Raw genomic sequence first — 19,210 nt, forward strand, 5'->3', positions numbered from 1 at the left:
GGGTCGAATTATCGCGATCCGAGGGGAATGAGAGAACCGATGAAGATACGGACGAGGGGCCTCGTCGCAGCTGCCGCGCTGAGCTCGACCCTCCTGCTCACCGCCTGCGATCCGATCGGCACCGGGAGCGCCGGCAGCTCGGGCGGCGGAACGACGACGACCCCTGCCGGGCCGACCACCACAGCACCACCTACCACCATCGGTGGTGGCGGAAATACCTCCGGTTCTTTGGCTCTCACGACCCTCACCGAGCCCACATGGAGTGATCAGAACGGCCCGATCAATATCGCCACTATAAAGGTCGTTCCGGGCGACGTTCTCACGTACCGGGGGACGTTCAAGATCACCCTCAAGGGGGATGGACTGAAGGCGCGACTCAGCACTGGCGATGTGATCTTCACGGGCGGTGGGCAGCTTGAGGGCAAGCTGCAGCCGGTAGTGACGGCCACGGTCAACGGCGCTCCCCTGCCAGCGGGCAACATTGTTACAACCGCGCACGATGGCGCAACCGTCGAGGTGGCAGCCAAGTTCACCTTCGATCCTCAGACGGCCGGCACTGTCGGACAGTCTGATACGGCCAGCTTCCAGGACATCGGCGTTCATCTCGAGCAGGTCATCGGCTAGCGCTCTACCCACCTCTTCAGGGCCACTGGCGGTCCCCCTCCCGGCCAGTGGCCCTGGCTTGCACCACACAGGCTCCCCAGTCTCGATTGAGACTGGGGAGCGTTGTCGTTCGCCCGCGAGCGCGGCGGCATTCAGCGTGGGCTAATGTTCTCCTGCGTGTCCTCGCCGCCAATCGGACCTACGATCCCCGCTGGGCCAGCCGTTGTGGGCGGCCAGGTACTCCAGGGCCTATGCCACGCCCGAGAACCATTCACGGCAGCCCCACCGACCGCCTATCGATCAGCCTGTCGAGTCACGGCATCACAGCCGACCTTGGCCGTTGAGAGCTGTTGGTGTACAGACGCAAACGAAAACGGGGCCGCTATCGACGTTGGTCGATAGCGGCCCCGTTCCGGGGCTACTTCTAGTTGCTTAGTGCGGCAATCGCGGTCGGCACGGTCGTCGACTCCGAGTCGACCGGCACAGCACTCCAGACGCCGGCGGCGACGCGATAGATCTTCCCGTCATCGACGATCCACAGGGTGTCGTCCGTCGAATCCCATTGCACGATGGCATCTTCCGAGACTCGCCAGGAGAACACCTCCTCGCCGGCCAAGTCGCGGACAACAGCATTCGGACCCGACTTCCCGGCGACGTATGTCCCCGCGGGAGACACACTCGCATCCGCCAGCTTCGTCGTCGTCGGTGTCGTCGGTGTCGTCGTGGTCGGTGTCGTCGTGGTCGGTGTCGTCGTGGTCGGTGTCGTCGTGGCCGGTGTCGTCGTGGCCGGTGTCGTCGGTGTCGTCGTGGTCGGTGTCGTCGTGGCCGGTGTCGTCGTGGCCGGTGTCGTCGTGGCCGCGCTCGGCGCTATCGTCGTCGTCGGCATGGGCTCCGCTGAGCTCGAAGGCAAGGGGTCCTTCGCGTCCAAAGGAACCGACACACGCGCCGCCTGCACACCACTAGGCGCCGCTCCGTCACATTTGCCAAGTGAAACCGTGAACGACCACAGATTCTCACCCGAGTAGGCCGTGCCGGTCTGCCCATTTCGGATGGACCGGACCTCGAATCGCGCGGAGCTCGAAGTCTCCCTCACATCGTCCCAATAGTTCACGGTCACTGAAATTGGATCACCGGCGTTAGCCGGAATTGTCGGCGTGAACGACCGACTGCCACGTGAGCCATTGACAATTCGCATGTCGTACGTATAGCCAGGTCCTAGATGCGCCCACTTCATTGCGCTGCTGCCCACACCGCTCGAACCGCCACCTCCAGTGCAACCCAGCCATTTCGGTGCAGGCCAAAAGTCAGCACTCGAGCTGTACGTGTTCGCGGCGGAAGCAACGTCGGTGAACGCCGCGACCGTCCCGACCGTCGAGACGCCCATGGCTGTCACGCTAATGACACCCAAAGCGATTAACGTGTGTCGCAGGGAAATTCGCATCGAGATTCCTTTAGCTACGTATCGATTCGGTGGGCAAACCGGCCGCAGTCTTCGAGCAGCCCAGCGGATACTCGGGCCGCAAGTCGCCGGGCATATCTGAGGATTCGGAATCGCCGTCTTTGCGCTTCGAACCAGATCCGAAGGCCAGCACCAGGACCCCGCCAACCAGCACACCACCGAGGAAAATGGCGACTGGCGACGACAGCCAGGACACCACGTAGCCGAGCGCTGGCACGCTGAAGAACACGCGATCAGCCTCGGTCACGGTGTAGGGCGTGACATCCGCATCCTGGTTGGCATCACCCTTGAGGATCAGCACCGACGTGGAACCTTCCGAGGAGGCGATCTCATCGACACGGTGTGTAATCCGGATGCCCTGCTCAGTCGAGACGCTGACCACGTCCCCGACCTTCAAATCGCTTGCCGGCGTGGTCTTCGACAGAGCCAACGCGCCGGTCGGGATGTCGGGTGACATCGAGCCGGAGCGGAAAATCAACGGCTTAATACCGAACAGGAGCGAGCCCGTCGCCGCGAGCACACAGATCAACCCGGCAACTGCGCCCACATTGAGAGCGATCTCACGACCCCGGGATCGACGGGATTCATTCGAACTCTGAACGGCCATGCGCCACTCACACAGTCGTCGCGCTGAAGTTGAACGACGTGGCGAGGTTCATTCCCTGCACAGACGTCGGCGCCGCCGGATCCAGTTTCACCTGGAAGCACAGTGTCTCACTACCTTGACCGGAGACCGGTCGTGCGGTACTAATCAGGTCCGCCACACCCCCGGAGACCAACGGGATGTCAGTCGCGATCGCTTCGCCTCCGCTGCATACGGTGCCGTTCGACGTGCCCGTCGAAACGGTCACCTTCAGATAGGGCGCGAGGGTCGACGACGTCGCTGCGGCGTACAGCGCGTACGAGAACGGGACCGTGCCTGTGTTCTGGACAGGCAGTGCCGCCGCCACCGAATTGCCGGGCAGCATGTTGGTCTTCGTCAGCGTCGCAAAATCGTAGGCCGTCGGATTACCTTCATTCCCGTTGAGCTTCAGGTTGATCGTGCCCGTCGAGAACGTTCCCGACGTCGCGACCGCGGTGTCGCTCCACGCGGCGAGGGTGCCGATGGCGCCAAGACCCAGGACGATTCCGAGGGACGCGACCGCGCGAGTGCGGCTACCGGTCAGCACTGCGCGGACGCGCGCACCGACCCTCGGGCGCGAGCCCGGAACAATGTGACGAGACATGAGGGTAAGTGCCTTTCCTACAACAGAACCGATCGGGCGCCGCCACGCCGGGAGACCTACCGGGTCAGCGTCAGATAGATATTTACCACCCGAATGGGACTCTTCGCGGCAAAACTGGTCAATCGTCCAGTAGAAAATTGGGCAGGTCAGCCTGCACATTTCTCACCTACCGCCGGACGACGCCGAACGGGCGGCCACCTGGTCCTCGACTGGGAGCCGGGTCAGACAGCCGCCCGCCGGTCGATCAGGCGTCTTCGACGATCAGGACGCGAGACTGCCCGAGCTACCCGCGCCGGCGAAGAGGCAGGACAGCGAGCCCAGGGAACCACTCGGGACGCAGCCCGGATCGGGCAACTCACCCGGAGTGAAGCCGACGGCCCACTTGGGGTTCACGGTGCCGTTCTGCGTGCCGTTGTTGGCGTCGGCCGGCATGCCGACGACGAGGTCGATGTTCGCGACGGCACCGGCCTCGAGGTGAACCGAGCGGACCTCCGCACCGGGCACCACGGCACCACCATGAACGAGCGTCACCGGTGTTCCGACGTTGCCGCCGACGTCGACGCGGGCGGTGGCGACCATGTCCGGGGTCAGCGTGTAGTTGCCCACCGCGAATCCGACCCAGCCCGCCACACCGGACGCATTGCGCACCTGGAAACTGGTCTTCAACTCCTCCCCGGGCACCAGCACGCCGGGATTCCAGTCGATCAACTCGGGGCCGCCCCACGTGGTGCCGCCGTCAGCCGAGTACTCGACGGTCGCGGGCTCGTCGGCGCGCGCCACGGACGGCACGGCGATCACGGCGACGGCCGACAGGAACAGCGCGAGCAGCACGGCGCCCAGGAGCTTGCCCGGCAGCGAAAGCGCCCCGGACACACGGGTGATAGCGGTCATTTCGCGGAGCCTAGAGCAGACTTTCGGACCAAGCGTCCAATTTGGAGATATTGGATGGATCACCCGAGCCGTACAGGCGTGCACCTCGCCGCCCGCGGTGGCCTACCGTTGTGTTGTGACGAACGAACCGAACCGCAACGACGCCGCCGCCTCCACCGAGCATGGCAAGGGACTGTTCTATGCGGCAGTCGCCAGCTTCCTGATCGGGATTGCCGCGATCGTCGCCATCTTCTTCGTCCACTCGCTCTCCGAAGGCGACCCCGGTCTGGTTCTCTACTTCTTGACGCTGGCGTGCCCGCTCGGCTTCGTGCTCGCCATCGCCTACGCTCTGCGCTCCGGCCGCCGGACCCGCTGAGCCGGCCAGTCCCCGACAACTGAAAGGAACGAGACCATGAGGATCCTGCTGAACATCATCTGGCTGATCTTCGGTGGTCTGTGGCTGGCACTCGGATACTTCCTGGCGGGCATCGTGATGTGCATCCTCATCATCACGATCCCGTTCGGCATCGCGTCGTTCCGCATCGGCGTGTACGCGCTGTGGCCGTTCGGCAAGACGGTGGTCGACAAGCCGACCTCCGGTGTGGGTTCGCTCATCGGCAACGTCATCTGGCTGATCCTCGCGGGCGTCTGGCTCGCGCTCGGCCACATCGCCACCGCGATCGCGATGGCCATCACGATCATCGGCATTCCGCTCGCGATCGCGAACCTCAAGATGATCCCGATCTCGCTGATGCCGCTCGGCAAGGAGATCGTCGACGTCGGTTCCCGCGATCGGGCGGCGTGGTCCGCGCCCGCCTGATTCCGTTCCGGATTCTGAGACAAGCGTTCGGTATACCTGTGATCTCGATCACATTACGCCGCGATAACGGAGCGGTGTCGGACCGTGACCCACGCTCACCCGGCGCGACTAGCTGGGGCTAAGCCGTCTTATTCGAATCCTGCTCGCGAACAACACAAGACGCGCCGCGTTATCAACCGGTGACGTTGAGCGACGAATTCTCGTACCGTCGTTTTCGGCCGCAACCTCGGCCACACCGGGCCCGCCGCGCCAAACCCCGTCCAGTGGGCCCGGAAGCACCCACGAACCATCCATGGACGGGGACGGGGGACCCAAGGTCCTCCGGGGAAACAAGTCCCGAACGAGGGACGACCCCGCAGGCATCGGAAGAGCAATCTTCCTGGGGGTGAAGCCAGACCCGCTCCAACCAGGAGTGGCGAGGCCGGGCGACCTCTCAGTCCGAACCCGACAGCTGACCTCGCAGGCGCGTGCGGAGAGGAAACGACCTACATGAGCGGACGCCATCGCAAGCCGACCACCACCGGCCGTACCGTCGCCAAGGTTGCCGTCACCGGCGCCATCATGGGCGTGGGCGGCGTTGCCTTCGCCGGCACCGCCAGCGCGGCCCCCGATTCCGACTGGGACCGACTGGCGCAGTGCGAGGCCAGCGGCAACTGGGGCATCAACAACGGCAACGGCTACCAGGGCGGGCTGCAGTTCTCGCCCAGCACCTGGAGCGGTCACGGCGGCGGCCAGTTCGCGGCCACCGCTGACAAGGCCACCCGTGAGCAGCAGATCGTCGTCGCCGAGCGTGTGCTCGCGTCGCAGGGCTGGGGCGCCTGGCCGTCCTGCTCGTCCAAGCTCGGCCTCAGCAGCGCGCCGTCGCAGCGCACGCTCCAGGCCACCCCCGCGCCGGCTCCGGTCGCCCCGGCACCCGTCGCCGCACCGGCCGCTCCGGTCGCGCCGCCGGCCATGCAGGCCGCCTTCGCCGGCATCGACTCGCTGATCGACGCCGCCGAGGACCAGGGATTCGTCATCCACCCGGACATCCTCGGCGCCTACGACAACGCGAAGTCCTTCGACTTCACCCAGCTGGCCATGCAGAACATCGCCGGTTTCGCGAACCAGTCGCAGAGCTGAGTCGCAGCAACACCCGGAACGTGAAAACGGGCCCCTCGCCGATGGCGAGGGGCCCGTTTCGTTGCGTATGCGTCAGCGGTTGATCACGGTGTGCGGGTGCACGTAGGGCAGAGACTCCGCCGGAAGAGGGAACTCCGTATCCTCGCCGAACGGCGAAAGATTGCCCGCACGGCTGGAGGACAACTCGGTTACCGCGTGATCTCCATCCGCAGTTTCCGGCCACCCTGGATCGACATAGCGCTTCTTCGAATTGTTAGCCACGCGCCCATTTTGACAGGAGCGCGAGGCGCGGTACAGCCCAGGTCACTAATCTCATACTTGATGACCCCCATGCCAGGCACCGAGGGCGCCCCTCGGACCGCGTCGACGCCGACGACACAGACCCTGACCAGCTGGTTGGGCGACCGCAAGGACGCCGCACTCACAGAGCTGCTGCGACTGCGTCCCGACCTCGCCGTTCCCCCACCCGCCACCTCCGCGGTGCTGGCCGGGCGCGCCGAGCAACGCGCCTCGGTGATGCGCGCCGCCGACCTCCTCGATTCCCTCGACTTCACGATCCTCGAGGTCCTCGCCCTGGAGCAGGCCGATCAGATGCCGGTGGCCCGCCTGCACGTCGACGAGGCCCTCGCGGGGCGCGTGCCGCAGCGCACCGTGGACAAGGCGCTCACCCGGCTGCGCGCGCTGGCGCTGGTGTGGGGCGACGACGAGCACCTGCGCATCGTGCGCGCCGCGGTGGAGGCCATCCCGTGGCGGGTGGGTCGCATCACCTCCGAGACCGACGACCTCACCGAGGACGAGATCCGGGCCGCGCTCGACACGATCGAGCCGAAGGAGCGCGACCTGCTGACGACGCTGGCGCGCTCGTCGCCGATCGGCCGCACCCGCGACGCCGCCCCCGGCACCTCACCGGACCGGCCGGTCCAACGGCTGCTCGCCCGCGGGCTGCTGCACTGGATCGACGCCGAGACCGTGGAGTTGCCGGCCCGCGTGGGTCAGGTGCTGCGCGGCGAGGCCGTCTTCGACCCGTCCTCCCCCACCCCGCCCCCGTTGTCGGGCCGCAAGCAGAAGCCGGCCGATGTCAATGCCGCCGCGGCCGGAGAGGCCCTCGAGCTCGTCCGGCACTGCGAGGATCTCGTCGCCGCGCTCGGCGGCTCCCCCGCGCCGGCACTCAAGGCCGGCGGAATCGGCGTGCGTGAGGTGCGCAGGCTGTCCAAGAGCACCGGCGTCGACGAGGCCCGGATCGGCTTCCTGCTCGAACTGCTCGCCGCGGCGGGCCTGATCGCACGCGGCATCCCCGACCCGGCGCCGCTCACCGACGTCGACGACTACTGGGCCCCCACCGCCGCCGTCGACGGCTGGCTCGACGCGGGCACCGCGCGCCGCTGGGCGACGATCGCGGGCGCGTGGCTGACGCTGCCGCGTCGGCCCTGGATCATCGGCAGCCGGGACGCCACCGACAAGGCCATCGCGGCGCTGTCCGAGGAGGTGCGCGCGCCCGGCGCCACACTCGAGCGCCGCCTGCTGCTCGAACTGCTCGCCGAGGCGGGCGGCAAGGAGGTCTCGGCGACGGAGGCCGGCCGCCTGTTGGCCTGGCGGCGACCCCGCCTGGCCGGACGAGTCGGCCCGCACGTCGTCGAACGCACGCTCGCCGAGGCGCGGACGCTCGGGTTCGTCGCGCGCGGCGCCCTCAGCTCCCCCGGCAAGGCGCTGCTGCACGGCGGCGACCCGGAGGGCGAGATGGACGCGGCCCTGCCCGCGCCCATCGACTACGTGCTGGTGCAGGCCGACCTCACCGTCGTCGCCCCCGGCCCGCTGATCCCCGAACTGCTCGAGCAGATCACCCTCGTCGCCGACATCGAGTCCGCGGGCGCGGCGTCGATGTACCGGATCAGCGAGAACAGCATCCGGCGAGCGCTCGACGCCGGGCTCACCGCGTCCGAACTGCAGGCGCTGTTCGCGACCCGTTCCAAGACGCCGGTCCCGCAGTCGCTGCAGTACCTGATCGACGACGTCGCCCGCCGTCACGGCCGGCTCCGGGCCGGGGTCGCAGCGTCCTTCATCCGCTGCGAGGATCCCGCGCTGCTCGCCGAGGTGTTGTCCTCTCCCGTCGCCGAGCAACTGGCGCTGCGGGCACTCGCGCCCACCGTCGTCATCTCGCAGGCACCGCTCAAGGAGGTGCTCACCGAACTGCGCGCCGCCGGATTCGCCCCGGCCGGCGAGGATTCGAGCGGCACCATCGTCGACCTGCGCCCGCGCGGGGCCCGCGTGCCCACAGCCCGGGTGGCACGCACCCGCGTCCCGGCGGCGCCCACCGACGACCAGCTCACGGCGCTGGTGCGATCGCTGCGCTCCGGGGACAAGGCCGCCGCGTCGTCCGGTGTCGGGCTGCGCAGCGACGGCAGCCGTGCCTCCACCGCCGCGACGATGACGCTGCTGCAGACCGCCGCGCAGGTGCGTCGTTCGGTCACCATCGGCTACGTCGACGCTCAGGGCGTCGCATCGCACCGCATCGTGCAGCCCATCACCGTCGGGGGCGGGCAGTTGGACGCGCTCGATCAGGCGTCCGGCGAGGTGCGCCGGTTCACGCTGCACCGGATCACGTCGGTCGCGTTCGCCGACTGAACGAACCCGGCCATCGATCACCGGCGCACCGCCCGCCGCCGCGATCGGCCGGTTCTCCAGCCACCTCTCGACCTCCGGAACTGCGCGACTGGCTTTTTCCTGAAAATGGGCTATGGTCTCGGTCAAGTGATTGCCACTTCGAATTCAGGAGCGACAATGGCAGACAGAAAACCCGGCAAGAGTCTGAAAAAGTCCGCACAGTCCCTCAAGGAAAAGCGGGCGGAAAAGCGCGAGCGCGCAACTGATGCCGGTGAGTTGATCAAAAAGCGGAAGCGCCACTGACGGGACCCTCGCGATGACCCGCGCGGACCCGGCACCCGATGCCCCGGACGTCCTGGATCACCTGCACCGGAGGCTCGACCTGCTACTGGGCGACCACCTGCCCGGACTGGGCGGGCCCGCAGGCTTCCGATCCGCGATCGCGTCGGCGAAACTGTTCGTCCTCGACGAGCGCGCCCAACATTCCGGATTTCATATTTCCGTCGACGCAGAAAAAAGATGAGGACCCGATCGTGAAGCGGACCCTGCATGCCCTGGACCGAATTCAGGCGCGCCTGGAAAAAGAACTCGACACCACCGAAATTCGTTCCGAACGCGACGCGGGATATCGCGCCGGAATTTCCGAGGCACTGATGCAGGTGATGGATACCAAGAACTCCCTCAGCCCGCGCTGACCCTGATCGTGAAGGATTCCCGTCGTCTGGCGACGGGAATCCTTCACGATCGCCTCCTGTGTGGACGGACGCCACATGGCGCGACGCCGCCGCCGTCAGGACAATGGTCTGGTTACCGTTTGCTCTGATTACCGTTGCCAGGAGGCGCACGTGACCGACGGCCCGCTGATCGTCCAGTCCGACAAGACCTTGTTGCTCGAGGTCGACCACGAGCGCGCGAACGATGCGCGGCAGGCCATCGCGCCGTTCGCGGAGTTGGAGCGCGCCCCCGAACACGTGCACACGTACCGGATCACCCCGCTCGCGCTGTGGAACGCCCGCGCCGCCGGGCACGACGCCGAGCAGGTGGTCGACGCGCTCGTGAACTTCTCCCGGTTCGCGGTGCCGCAACCGCTGCTGGTCGACATCGTCGACACCATGGCCCGCTACGGCCGCCTGCAACTGGTGAAGAGTCCGGTCCACGGCCTCACGCTGGTCAGCCTCGACCGCGCCGTGCTCACCGAGGTGATGCGACACAAGAAAATCGCTCCGATGCTGGGCGAGAAGGTCGACGACGACACCGTCATCGTGCACCCCAGCGAGCGCGGGCACCTCAAGCAGCTGCTGCTCAAGATCGGCTGGCCGGCCGAGGATCTCGCCGGTTACGTCGACGGGGAGGCGCACCCCATCGACCTCGCGTTCGAGGAGGGGCACTGGCATCTGCGCGACTACCAGGAGATGGCGGCCGACTCGTTCTGGGCCGGCGGGTCCGGCGTCGTCGTGCTGCCGTGTGGCGCCGGCAAGACGATGGTGGGCGCCGCCGCGATGGCCAAGGCGAAGGCGACGACGCTGATCCTGGTCACCAACACCGTCGCCGGACGGCAGTGGAAGCGCGAACTGATCGCGCGCACGTCGCTCACCGAGGAGGAGATCGGCGAGTACTCGGGCGAGAAGAAGGAGATCCGCCCGGTCACCATCGCCACCTATCAGGTGATCACCCGCAAGTCGAAGGGTGAATACAAGCACCTCGAGCTGTTCGACTCCCGCGACTGGGGTCTGGTGATCTACGACGAGGTGCACCTGCTGCCCGCGCCGGTCTTCCGGATGACCGCCGACCTGCAGTCCCGTCGGCGCCTCGGCCTCACCGCGACGCTGGTCCGCGAGGACGGACGCGAGGGCGACGTGTTCTCGCTGATCGGCCCCAAGCGCTACGACGCGCCGTGGAAGGACATCGAGGCGCAGGGCTGGATCGCCCCGGCCGACTGCGTCGAGGTGCGGGTGACCCTCACCGATGCGGAGCGGATGGCGTATGCGACGGCCGAGCCGGAGGAGCGCTACAAGCTGTGCTCGACGGCCCGCACCAAGCACGCCGTCGTGAAGTCGATCCTGGACCGGCATCCCGGCGCACCGACGCTGGTGATCGGCGCCTACCTGGATCAGCTCGCGGAATTGGGTGAGGAGCTCGGCGCCCCCGTCATCCAGGGTTCCACGCGAAACAAGGAACGCGAGATCCTGTTCGACAAGTTCCGCAACGGCGAGATCCAGACCCTCGTGGTCAGCAAGGTCGCGAACTTCTCGATCGACCTGCCGGAGGCGTCGGTCGCGGTGCAGGTGTCGGGCACGTTCGGGTCGCGGCAGGAGGAGGCGCAGCGTCTGGGTCGACTCCTGCGTCCCAAGCACGACGGCGGTCAGGCACACTTCTACTCGGTGGTCGCTCGGGACACGCTCGACGCCGAGTACGCCGCCCACCGTCAACGCTTCCTCGCCGAGCAGGGCTACGCGTACCGGATCACGGACGCCGACGACCTGCTCGGTCCGACCATCGGATAGGACATCTCACCCGTGCGACGCTTCGAGTTTCCGGTCGACAAGCACCACGCCAAGGCCGTCAACGAGACCCTCGGCGATCTCCGGCGACTGCAGTGGTCGGCCGCGCTGATGGGCGTCCTGCTGGGCGCCGGGGCTGCGTGGATGTTCGTCCTCGGCCATCCGTGGAGCTACATCCTCGGCGTGGTCCTCGCGATCTGCGCGCTCACCTCACTGTTCATGGTGGTGTGGACGCCGCGGAAGGTCGGCAGCATCGAGGACCTGTACGCCAAGGGCGACCTGGTGCCGGCCGTGGTGTCGGAGGTGCATCCGCGCGGCTACACCCTGCTGTCGCTGATCGACATCGCCAAGCCGGGCGCGGCGCGGCCGCACTACGCGCTGGCGTCGCGCACGGTCCGCTCGCTGCCCGGTAAGAGTTACGCGGTGGGCGCCAAGCTGCCGTCGGTGTCGGTCCTGGGCGATCGCGGATCGCGGTCGGGTGCCGAGACGTGGCAGATGATCAGTTTCATGCCGGTCTCGTGGGGCACCCGCGACAGCAAGGTGCTCACCAAGGCATCGGCCGCCATCAGCGACGCCGAATGGAAACTGCTGAACAAGAGCATCCCGAAATCGGAGAAGGTACGCGGATCGGAGGGGCAGTTCGTGCTGCTCGATCCCACCGAAATCCCCGACGAACTGCGCTGACGCACCGCGGCGCAGCGAATGACAGCGACGGGATTCAGATCATCAACGCGGCGAGCCCGAGGCCGCCGAGGGTGATGAGGGCAACGGTGAGCGCGAGGGTCACCGATCCCATGAGCAGAACCGTCGCGACCGCCGGCACGGCGGCGACCATGAGCATCAGGGCGAACCACCACAGCGCCGTCCCGACGGAATTCGATCTGCCAAGATCCAAGTCCGGCAGCATATTTGGCCGAACCGCGCCTAGTGCCGGCTGGCCGATGGACCCGTTGGTGCGGAGTTCCATATTGGTGACCTCCTTCAGGGGGTCAGCTCAGTCTCTCGCACTTCGGAGAATTTCGCAGCAGTGTTCCCGGACCGGTTTCACATTGACCGCTGTGTCGCGTTCGCTCGACCCTCGCGGACCGGGACCGCGGGGGTCGAACCTCGTTGAACGGTGAACGCTTTCGCGGTGAACGGCAATTGAACTGGTGTGCAGCAACTTCGATTTTCAGCGGGACGGCAGCAGACCCATCACGACCGCGAGTTGCGTCGCAATCGGGTTGAGATTCAACGCATCCGGGGCCACCTTCGGCTTGCCGTCCCACGGCTGCGCGACGCTCGGATCGGCCAGCGTCGCACGTTCGGCGCTGCGCACACCGGTGATGCTGCCCTGCGGCGCGAGGCACCGGACGTCGGAGGCGAACGGGAATTCGTCGCGGGTGTCGTCGAACTCCGGGTCGCGCCGCTGCATCTCGGCCAGGATCTCGTGGGTGCTCTCGTAGCCGACCGTGCACGCGGGCGGGTTGTTGGTCTCGAGGACGATGCCGAAGTGGATGGTGCCGTCGCCGGGCGCGACGGCCCGCGCGGCCACCGGCAGGGCCGGCAACAGTTGCAGCACCGAGCGCAGGTAGGGCTCCCGCCCGGGCGCCAGCGCCGCGATCTGTCGAGCGTTCGACAGAACCGTGGTGAGGTCGGCACCACTCTCGCGCACCAGCGCGCCCACCTGATCACTCGCGGCGGCGCCCGTGCCGATCAGCCTCCGGACGTCCGGATCACTCGACCGCAACTGCGCCGCGAGCGCGTCGATGTCGGCACTGAACGAACGGATCGACGACGCCTGGTCGGCCTGGGTGCCCAGAACGGTGCGGCCGTCGCCGATCAGATCGAGCGTCTGCGGCAGCGCGGCGTCGGCCTCACGGGTGAAGGCGCCCAGCGCATCCACGACGGCCTGCAGGTTGTCGCCCTGCCCGTCGAAGGCCTTGCCGAGTTCGGTCACGACGGTGCGCAAGCCGTCGGCGGGAACGGATCGGGCGAACGCGTCGACCGAGGCGACCAGGTCCTCCACCGGGGTGGGCACCGCCGTGGCGTCCCGGCCGATCACGGATCCCTCCACGAGATACGGCCCGTCGGCATCGACAGGCTGCAGGTCCACGTACTGCTCGCCGATCGCCGATCGATTGGCGACGACGGCCGCCGCGGACGACGGCACCTGCGGACCGCCGTCGTCGAGCAGCAGTTCCACGCGCACCCCGTCGGCGGTCAGGTTCAGGTCCCCCACCCGCCCCACCGGGACGCCCCGGTAGGTGACCTCGGCGTTGGTGAAGATGCCGCCCGACGTGGGGAGGTCGACGAACACCGAGTACTGGCCGAATCCGAGGAGGTTGTCGAGGCGGACGTACTTTCCGCCGACGTAGATCACGGACAGGACCGCGAGAATCAGGAAGGCCGCGATCTGCCCCTTCGCCAGCTTCGAGATCATGTTCATCGCCGCCGGTCCTCCAACGCTCGCCCCGAAGAGAATGTCGGCGAGATCACCAGAACCGCCCCACTGTTACGCAGGCAACACGCTACAGCTATCCGTTACCCGGGGTCACATTCATGTGATCGGCGTTACAAAGTGGACAAATGTCCGGGCGCGACGGGGTTGTGACAGCCTCCGGAGTGGCGCGCGGCCGGCGGCAGCGCCGTCACCGGGGCGACGGGCCAGCAGGCAGGGTCCGGACCGAGCCGTCGGAGTTGCTGCACCTGCTCGCGGCACCACGGCGACACGGCGCGGGCCCCGCTGACGACACCGTCGCAGAAGGTCGACCAATCGACCCATCCGACGTCGTGCACCTCCTCCGGATGCGGCGTCGGTGGCGGTCCGTCGTAGAGCACGCGGAAGACGGGACAGATTTCGTTCTCCACGACGCCGCTGTCCATCACCGCGTGGTAGCGGAATTCGGGTAGGACGAGTTCCACGTCGGAGGAATCGATCCCGAGTTCGTGGCGCAGCCGACGTCGAATCGCCTCCCGCAGCGGTTCGTCCGGGGCCGGATGCCCGCAGCAACTGTTCGTCCAGACACCGGGCCACGTGGCCTTGTCGAGGGCGCGGCGCGTGACCAAAAGCCTTCCGCGGCCGTCGAAGACGTACGCGGAGAACGCCAGATGCAGTGGGGTTGCAGTGGTGTGTACGGTCGCTTTCGGTTCGGTGCCGACGGCGCGTCCCGCCTCGTCGAGCAGCACGACATGTTCCATGTGGGTCCTTCTCCTGTCCGGTCGGCGGTCTGGTCGAGCGTCAGGCCGCACGAGAGTGCGCTCTCGCCCGACGGATCCGCGCGGATGTCCATCCCGCGGAAATCAACTGCGGCAGCGCGACCGCGAGTCGGCGCCGGTGGGAGACGACGGCCCGATCCGCAAGGACTCGGTACCCGCCTTCCTCCACTTCCCGCAAGATGTCGGCGTAGAGCACGAACGCGGTCCGGATCGCGGGGCGCGCCGCCGGGTCGAGCATCGCGATTCCCGGTTCGGCGGCGCGGTACACCGACCGGGTGTGGGCAACGAGATGAGCGAGGGCCCGGCAGAGCCTGGCGTCGGTCCGCCCGGCCTCGCGACAGTGCCGCAGGAGATCCTCGTCGACGCCGAACGCCTCGAGCTCGTCGGTCGGCAGGTAGATCCGGTCGCGGTCCAGATCCTCCCCCATGTCACGGATGAAATTCGTCAACTGGAACGCCTCGCCCAGGGCACGAGCCGGGGCGACGGCGTCGTCGAGCGGCACCGACGTGCCCAGTATGGGAAGCATCTGCAACCCGATCACGGCGGCGGAGCCGTACATGTACTCCGAGAGTTCCGGCATCGTCCGGTACCGCGAACGGAACATGACGGTTCCGGGAACGTCCATCCGCATGGAATGCAGGAAGGCGTAGTGATAGTCGTGCGGAATGTCGTATCGCGCTGTGGTGTCCGCCAGTGCGCTGAGGACGAGGTCGGATTCGGTGTGCCCCGACACCTCGCCTGCCAGGGCCGCGCGGACCCGCGACTCGACAACGTCGAGCGCAGCGGCGGCGGTCCGGTCCGTCGGGCCGACGGAGATGTCCGCGCCGACGTCGACGACGTCGTCGACCATCCGCGCGAATCCGTAGAGCGCGTGGACGCCGGCGCGTCTGGACACCGGCAGCAGCCTGGTCGCGAGGAAATAGGTCTTGCCGTGCCGCGCGTTGAGGGAGCGGCACACGCGGTAGGCGGCGTGCAGGCCGGGATCGATCCCGTCGAGTTCACCCACGATGGGCCCCCACTCGGGGCCCCGCCGGGGCTGGTGTCCGCGCACCGCCGCGTGTGCCTGTGATCCGTTCGGCGGCGAGGCGCCCGGAGACGAGGACGGTCGGAACCCCCACGCCGGGAGTCGTCCCCGACCCGGCCAGCACGACGTTGCCGAGACCCGGCACCAGGTTCTTGCGACGGAACGGTCCGGTCTGGCGGAACACGTGCGCGGACGAGAACGGACTCCCCGCGAGCATGCCCTTGTCGAGCCAGGTCCGCGGGGTGTCGAGATGATCGACGACCATCGACGCCCGCAGATCGCGGTAGCCCCGCCGCTCCAGATCGCGCTGGAGTTCGCGCATGTACGACACCCCCAGCCGGTCCCAGTCGAGTGCGGCGCTGTCGAGGTTGGGGCAGGGCGCCAGGATGGAGACCGGCTCGCTGCGGACGCCGTCTCGCACGACATGCAGGCCGGGATCGGTGACGGCGGGGCGGGTGATCAGCAACGACGGGTCGTACATCAGCATTCCCCGACCGCGGGGGGCGGTGATGCGCGCAAACGTCTCGGACCACTGCGCACCGAAGTCGATGGTGTGGTGGGCGCGCGCCGGCCACGTCCGCGTCACCTCGGTGGGAACGGTCCCGTGGAAGACGACGGCCGAGGGCGACACCACGGCGTAGCCCCGGGTCCGCCCCCGAGTCGCGACGCCCGCATCGCCGAGCAGGCGATCCACCACCGGGATGTCGGCTGTGAGAATCAGTGCATCGCAAGCGAAGTCGCGGCCGTCCGCGGTCCGGACACCCGTCGCGCGGGTGCCGGAGACATCCACTGCCGATACATCCGCGCCCGTGTGCACGACCCCACCGTGCCGGGTGAGGGCGTCCGCCATCGCGCGGGCGATGGCGGACATGCCACCCTCCGGGAAGTAGACCCCGAGCGAGGTGTCCATGTGGGCGATCGCGCCGTACACGCCCAGCGCCTTGTCGGGCGACATTCCCGCGTACAGCGCCTGGAAGGTGAAGATCCGACGCAGCCGATCGTCCCGGATGAAGGATCCGACCCGCGGTCCCAGGCGGCCGAAGCCGCCCAGCCGAGCGAGCCTCAGGGTGTCGAGAAGCGCGCCTCTCGACGACACGAGGTCGAGCGGCGAGTCGAAGTTCGACGCGATGTAGCGGTCGAACTCGGTGTCGAAGATCGAGGCCAGCCAGGACCGCAGCCGGCGATAGCCGGCCGCTTCACCGGCGCCGCACACGCGCTCGACCTCGCCGGACATCGCGACGGGATCGGCGAAGACGTTCAGAGACGTCCCGTCGGCGAAGCGTGCGTGGTAGCTCGGTGCGAGCGTGGTCAGCGTGATCGGGGGCGAGGTGGACTCGAACGACTCACCGACCGCAGCGAGGGCGTCGTCGATGAGGGAGGGCATGGTCAGCACGCTCGCGCCGTTGTCGATGTCGTACAGCCGGTGACCGGAGTCGTCCAGCACTTCGTAGGTGCCGACTCGACCGCCGACGGAGCTCTCCCGTTCGAGGACGGTGACTCGCTTACCCGCACCCGTGAGATGCAGTGCTGCGGACAGCCCGGCGAGACCCGCGCCCACCACCACGACCGACTCGGTGGGCCCGTCGACCGCCTTCACGCGGCACCGTCCAGGATCGACATGAGGGTTCCTCTCTTCTTTCGCTTCTGTGCTCGACGCGCGGACGGTTCGTGTGTCGGCCGATGCAGTGGCCGGCCTTTCCACGAGAGCGCATTTCGCGCTCGACGGATGTGGGAATCCACGACGAGCCCGGCAAAGATCGTGACGGCGAGCGGGTGCGCCCCGGCACTCGTGATGCGTCGCGCCGGGCCCCCGATCCCGGAGAGGCCGCCGGGGCGGCCTGCCGTCTCGGCCGCCGCCGACCCGAGTCGGGCGACGACGCCCGCAAAGTAGCCGACAGCCCCCGCGCGGCGCACACGACCCGATCCCAGAACAGCCGCCACGGGAGGCAGCAGGTAGGCCACGGCCGCGAAGACGAGAACCGCTGCGGCACCTGCCCGTCCGCCGAACGACGACCACAGCCATCGCGTGTACCCCATCCGTAGCTCGGCCCCGTTCCGGTACATCCGGCACCCGACGAATCCGGCACCGGACACCAGCGCAGTGTGTGCACCGTCGCGACGCAGGGCCCTCGCGATGTCGAGGTCCTCGGTGGCGCTGGATGCAACCGCCGCGTGGCCTCCGATCCGGTGGTAGGCGGCGGCGTCGAACATCAGGAACTGACCGCACGCCACGGCCAACGCCGGTCGCAGCGAACGATTCGCCGCAGCGACCACCACGGTCGACATCCACGAGAAGCTCAGCAGGGGTTGGAGCAGTCGCTCCGCGATGCTGCCCGCGTACTGCTCGGGCCACGGACACAGCAGCGCGGCGTCGCCGCCCCGCAGTGCGGCCACCGACGCCGCGATGGCATCGGGTGAAAGTCGCACATCGGCGTCGACGAAAGCGATCACGTCGGCGGACGGAGACTCGGCGAATGCCAGGTCGGCCAGTTGCCGGCAGGCCGCCGCCTTTCCGGTCCAGCCGGGCGGCGGCGGGACCGCGTTCGACCGCACGGTGATCTGCGGGTCGCCGCCCGCAGCGCGGTGGGCGGCGGCCAGGGTCTTGTCCCGCGACCCGTCGTCGAGGACGAACATCCGAATCTCACCCGGATACCTCTGCGCACGAAGGTCGCCGATGAGCAGTGGCAGCGTGGTCTCCTCGTCCCGCGCCGGAACGCAGACCACGACCCGCTCGTACGTCGGACCGATGACCGGACGACGCAACCGAGGCATCGACAGCGCGTTGCCGATGGACAACGCCGCCGACGCCGACGCCAGGATCGCGCCGGACACGGTCAGCCACCAGGCGACGGACGTGCGCCGCGGCACCGCGGCAGGCCCGGATGTCATGCCGTCACCGGGAGCGGTTCGCGTCGGCGGATCAGCGTCCACAGCAACGGGATGCCCGCGAGAGCCATGACGCCGAAGCCGTAGATCGCCGAGTACCGCAGTTCGGGGCCCTCCAGCAGCAGTGCGTGCGCAAACGCCGAGCCGAGCCACGTCCACACGAACAGAACCAGTGGCGCGGTGTCCGGCACGCGTGGGAGGGCATCGCTACGCACGCCGACACGCCTGCCCACGAACTCGACGACACCCGCCATCACCAACGCGGTGCCGAACCAGCCGAGATAGTTGGTGAACGGAATCGACGGTATGCCCGGAAGTCCGGCGGCGGCGGACGTCCACGTCCACTGGCCGTCCGTCACCATCTGTGTGTCCAGATACAGGTCCCAGCCGACCATCCCCGCGGCCGTGATCACCGTTCGCAGGATCGCCGGCCGGACCACAGTCGTCCGTGACCGCTCGAGTACGTAGGTCACCGCACACCAGATCGGATAGAAGCCGGCCGTCCATGCGAGCGGCACCACGACGGGGACGCCACCGATATCCCACCCCAGGCGATCGACGGCGTAGAAATAGCTACCGAAGGGAAACCCCGTCGCCGTCCCGATCATCTCGGCGACCAGGCCCAACCCTGCGGTCGTGGCGAGCAGCACGACCGCCCACGCCAGGCCCCTGGACACACTCGCATGCACCAGGACCGCGGCGGCCGACAGTACGACGACCGCAACGGTGATCGTGTCGCGCGATCCCCCACTCACCAGGGCATACGTGATCTGCGCGGCCAACGCGCACCCGACAAGTGCCCACACCAGGAGCATCGCTCTCGGCCGTCGCCCGCCCGCCGCGGGCAGGATGGGCCGGAGATCCGGCCGGGACAGGGCCGGCCCGGACGACGTCACTCCGGTC

The 19,210-nt window shown here is 67.9% G+C and carries 23 protein-coding genes and 1 riboswitch; of the genes, 11 read left to right on the top strand and 12 right to left on the bottom strand.

Annotated elements, in window-relative coordinates; all coding sequences use genetic code 11:
• Positions 1-39: 39 nt before the first annotated feature.
• Complete coding sequence (locus C8K36_RS10370; protein ID WP_107984415.1) at positions 40-624, top strand: alternate-type signal peptide domain-containing protein; 585 nt, start codon at positions 40-42, stop codon at positions 622-624.
• A 403-nt stretch (positions 625-1,027) separates the two neighbouring features.
• On the opposite strand, the gene C8K36_RS24790 is transcribed toward C8K36_RS10370, so the two are convergent.
• Complete coding sequence (locus C8K36_RS24790; protein WP_181319502.1) at positions 1,028-1,171, bottom strand: hypothetical protein; 144 nt, start codon at positions 1,169-1,171, stop codon at positions 1,028-1,030.
• Between the two features lies 1 nt (position 1,172).
• Here C8K36_RS24790 and C8K36_RS10375 point away from each other — a divergent pair, with 1 nt between their 5' ends.
• Entirely contained in the window at positions 1,173-1,628 is a 456-nt protein-coding gene (locus C8K36_RS10375; RefSeq protein WP_107984416.1) for a hypothetical protein, read from the top strand.
• Between the two features lie 426 nt (positions 1,629-2,054).
• Here C8K36_RS10375 and C8K36_RS10380 read toward each other — a convergent pair whose 3' ends face one another.
• From C8K36_RS10380 to C8K36_RS10390, 3 genes are all read right to left on the bottom strand, one after another.
• The gene (locus C8K36_RS10380; RefSeq protein ID WP_107984417.1) at positions 2,055-2,669 is read right to left on the bottom strand and encodes a signal peptidase I; all 615 of its coding nucleotides are present in this window, start codon (positions 2,667-2,669) and stop codon (positions 2,055-2,057) included.
• 7 nt (positions 2,670-2,676) lie between these two features.
• Positions 2,677-3,288, bottom strand: coding sequence for a SipW-dependent-type signal peptide-containing protein (locus C8K36_RS10385; protein ID WP_107984418.1), 612 nt, complete (start codon positions 3,286-3,288; stop codon positions 2,677-2,679).
• A 261-nt stretch (positions 3,289-3,549) separates the two neighbouring features.
• On the bottom strand, positions 3,550-4,179 hold the full coding sequence (locus tag C8K36_RS10390; RefSeq protein ID WP_107984419.1) for a hypothetical protein: 630 nt from the start codon (positions 4,177-4,179) through the stop codon (positions 3,550-3,552).
• 115 nt (positions 4,180-4,294) lie between these two features.
• On the opposite strand from C8K36_RS10390, the gene C8K36_RS10395 reads away from it, so the two are divergent.
• From C8K36_RS10395 to C8K36_RS10405, 3 genes are all read left to right on the top strand, one after another.
• Positions 4,295-4,534, top strand: coding sequence for a hypothetical protein (locus C8K36_RS10395; protein WP_107984420.1), 240 nt, complete (start codon positions 4,295-4,297; stop codon positions 4,532-4,534).
• A gap of 36 nt (positions 4,535-4,570) precedes the next feature.
• Positions 4,571-4,978 (top strand): YccF domain-containing protein, encoded by a 408-nt coding sequence (locus C8K36_RS10400; protein WP_107984421.1) that lies wholly within the window; start codon positions 4,571-4,573, stop codon positions 4,976-4,978.
• Positions 4,979-5,287: 309 nt separating this feature from the next.
• Positions 5,288-5,460, top strand: a riboswitch (cyclic di-AMP (ydaO/yuaA leader).
• Positions 5,461-5,467: 7 nt separating this feature from the next.
• Entirely contained in the window at positions 5,468-6,097 is a 630-nt protein-coding gene (locus C8K36_RS10405; protein ID WP_107984422.1) for a resuscitation-promoting factor Rpf1 domain-containing protein, read from the top strand.
• 72 nt (positions 6,098-6,169) lie between these two features.
• Here C8K36_RS10405 and C8K36_RS10410 read toward each other — a convergent pair whose 3' ends face one another.
• Positions 6,170-6,358 carry a hypothetical protein gene (locus tag C8K36_RS10410; protein WP_107984423.1) on the bottom strand — a complete coding sequence of 63 codons (189 nt, stop codon included), beginning with the start codon at positions 6,356-6,358 and terminating at the stop codon, positions 6,170-6,172.
• Positions 6,359-6,418: 60 nt separating this feature from the next.
• Here C8K36_RS10410 and C8K36_RS10415 point away from each other — a divergent pair, with 60 nt between their 5' ends.
• The 6 genes from C8K36_RS10415 to C8K36_RS10430 all read left to right on the top strand — a co-directional run bounded on the left by C8K36_RS10415 (position 6,419) and on the right by C8K36_RS10430 (position 11,883).
• Positions 6,419-8,719 (top strand): helicase-associated domain-containing protein, encoded by a 2,301-nt coding sequence (locus tag C8K36_RS10415; RefSeq protein WP_107984424.1) that lies wholly within the window; start codon positions 6,419-6,421, stop codon positions 8,717-8,719.
• Positions 8,720-8,875: 156 nt separating this feature from the next.
• The gene (locus tag C8K36_RS25160) at positions 8,876-9,001 is read left to right on the top strand and encodes a hypothetical protein (RefSeq protein ID WP_258195367.1); all 126 of its coding nucleotides are present in this window, start codon (positions 8,876-8,878) and stop codon (positions 8,999-9,001) included.
• Between the two features lie 13 nt (positions 9,002-9,014).
• Positions 9,015-9,221, top strand: coding sequence for a hypothetical protein (locus C8K36_RS10420; protein WP_107984425.1), 207 nt, complete (start codon positions 9,015-9,017; stop codon positions 9,219-9,221).
• Positions 9,222-9,231: 10 nt separating this feature from the next.
• Positions 9,232-9,393 carry a hypothetical protein gene (locus C8K36_RS24795; protein WP_181319503.1) on the top strand — a complete coding sequence of 54 codons (162 nt, stop codon included), beginning with the start codon at positions 9,232-9,234 and terminating at the stop codon, positions 9,391-9,393.
• Between the two features lie 150 nt (positions 9,394-9,543).
• Positions 9,544-11,202, top strand: a complete 1,659-nt coding sequence (locus tag C8K36_RS10425; protein ID WP_107984426.1) for a DNA repair helicase XPB — start codon at positions 9,544-9,546, stop codon at positions 11,200-11,202.
• 12 nt (positions 11,203-11,214) lie between these two features.
• Positions 11,215-11,883: a DUF3239 domain-containing protein gene (locus tag C8K36_RS10430; RefSeq protein ID WP_107984427.1), complete on the top strand. Its 669-nt coding sequence runs from the start codon at positions 11,215-11,217 to the stop codon at positions 11,881-11,883.
• 34 nt (positions 11,884-11,917) lie between these two features.
• Here C8K36_RS10430 and C8K36_RS10435 read toward each other — a convergent pair whose 3' ends face one another.
• From C8K36_RS10435 to C8K36_RS10465, 7 genes are all read right to left on the bottom strand, one after another.
• Positions 11,918-12,094 (bottom strand): hypothetical protein, encoded by a 177-nt coding sequence (locus tag C8K36_RS10435; protein WP_258195368.1) that lies wholly within the window; start codon positions 12,092-12,094, stop codon positions 11,918-11,920.
• A gap of 276 nt (positions 12,095-12,370) precedes the next feature.
• Positions 12,371-13,621: an MCE family protein gene (locus C8K36_RS10440; protein ID WP_181319520.1), complete on the bottom strand. Its 1,251-nt coding sequence runs from the start codon at positions 13,619-13,621 to the stop codon at positions 12,371-12,373.
• Between the two features lie 131 nt (positions 13,622-13,752).
• Positions 13,753-14,379, bottom strand: coding sequence for an isopentenyl-diphosphate Delta-isomerase (gene idi / locus C8K36_RS10445; protein WP_107984430.1), 627 nt, complete (start codon positions 14,377-14,379; stop codon positions 13,753-13,755).
• 40 nt (positions 14,380-14,419) lie between these two features.
• On the bottom strand, positions 14,420-15,403 hold the full coding sequence (locus C8K36_RS10450; protein WP_107984781.1) for a phytoene/squalene synthase family protein: 984 nt from the start codon (positions 15,401-15,403) through the stop codon (positions 14,420-14,422).
• A complete protein-coding gene (crtI, locus tag C8K36_RS10455; RefSeq protein WP_107984431.1) occupies positions 15,396-17,018 on the bottom strand; it encodes a phytoene desaturase family protein in 1,623 nt (540 codons plus the stop codon). The genes C8K36_RS10450 and crtI overlap by 8 nt, the downstream gene beginning before the upstream one ends.
• Positions 17,015-18,310, bottom strand: coding sequence for a glycosyltransferase (locus tag C8K36_RS10460; RefSeq protein WP_258195369.1), 1,296 nt, complete (start codon positions 18,308-18,310; stop codon positions 17,015-17,017). The genes crtI and C8K36_RS10460 overlap by 4 nt, the downstream gene beginning before the upstream one ends.
• A complete protein-coding gene (locus tag C8K36_RS10465; RefSeq protein WP_107984433.1) occupies positions 18,307-19,122 on the bottom strand; it encodes a carotenoid biosynthesis protein in 816 nt (271 codons plus the stop codon). The genes C8K36_RS10460 and C8K36_RS10465 overlap by 4 nt, the downstream gene beginning before the upstream one ends.
• Positions 19,123-19,210: the final 88 nt, after the last annotated feature.

Origin of the sequence: Rhodococcus sp. OK519, assembly GCF_003051005.1 — a bacterium.
GTDB lineage: Bacteria > Actinomycetota > Actinomycetes > Mycobacteriales > Mycobacteriaceae > Prescottella.

Excerpts from the sequence above, each read along its gene's own strand:
- C8K36_RS10370 (WP_107984415.1), top strand. The coding sequence starts at position 40 with ATGAAGATACGGACGAGGGGCCTCGTCGCAGCTGCCGCGCTGAGCTCG.
- C8K36_RS10375 (WP_107984416.1), top strand. The coding sequence starts at position 1,173 with ATGGCATCTTCCGAGACTCGCCAGGAGAACACCTCCTCGCCGGCCAAG.
- C8K36_RS10380 (WP_107984417.1), bottom strand. The coding sequence starts at position 2,669 with ATGGCCGTTCAGAGTTCGAATGAATCCCGTCGATCCCGGGGTCGTGAG.
- C8K36_RS10385 (WP_107984418.1), bottom strand. The coding sequence starts at position 3,288 with ATGTCTCGTCACATTGTTCCGGGCTCGCGCCCGAGGGTCGGTGCGCGC.
- C8K36_RS10390 (WP_107984419.1), bottom strand. The coding sequence starts at position 4,179 with ATGACCGCTATCACCCGTGTGTCCGGGGCGCTTTCGCTGCCGGGCAAG.
- C8K36_RS10400 (WP_107984421.1), top strand. The coding sequence starts at position 4,571 with ATGAGGATCCTGCTGAACATCATCTGGCTGATCTTCGGTGGTCTGTGG.
- C8K36_RS10405 (WP_107984422.1), top strand. The coding sequence starts at position 5,468 with ATGAGCGGACGCCATCGCAAGCCGACCACCACCGGCCGTACCGTCGCC.
- C8K36_RS10415 (WP_107984424.1), top strand. The coding sequence starts at position 6,419 with ATGACCCCCATGCCAGGCACCGAGGGCGCCCCTCGGACCGCGTCGACG.
- C8K36_RS25160 (WP_258195367.1), top strand. The coding sequence starts at position 8,876 with ATGGCAGACAGAAAACCCGGCAAGAGTCTGAAAAAGTCCGCACAGTCC.
- C8K36_RS10420 (WP_107984425.1), top strand. The coding sequence starts at position 9,015 with ATGACCCGCGCGGACCCGGCACCCGATGCCCCGGACGTCCTGGATCAC.
- C8K36_RS10440 (WP_181319520.1), bottom strand. The coding sequence starts at position 13,621 with ATGATCTCGAAGCTGGCGAAGGGGCAGATCGCGGCCTTCCTGATTCTC.
- idi (WP_107984430.1), bottom strand. The coding sequence starts at position 14,379 with ATGGAACATGTCGTGCTGCTCGACGAGGCGGGACGCGCCGTCGGCACC.
- C8K36_RS10460 (WP_258195369.1), bottom strand. The coding sequence starts at position 18,310 with ATGACATCCGGGCCTGCCGCGGTGCCGCGGCGCACGTCCGTCGCCTGG.
- C8K36_RS10465 (WP_107984433.1), bottom strand. The coding sequence starts at position 19,122 with ATGCTCCTGGTGTGGGCACTTGTCGGGTGCGCGTTGGCCGCGCAGATC.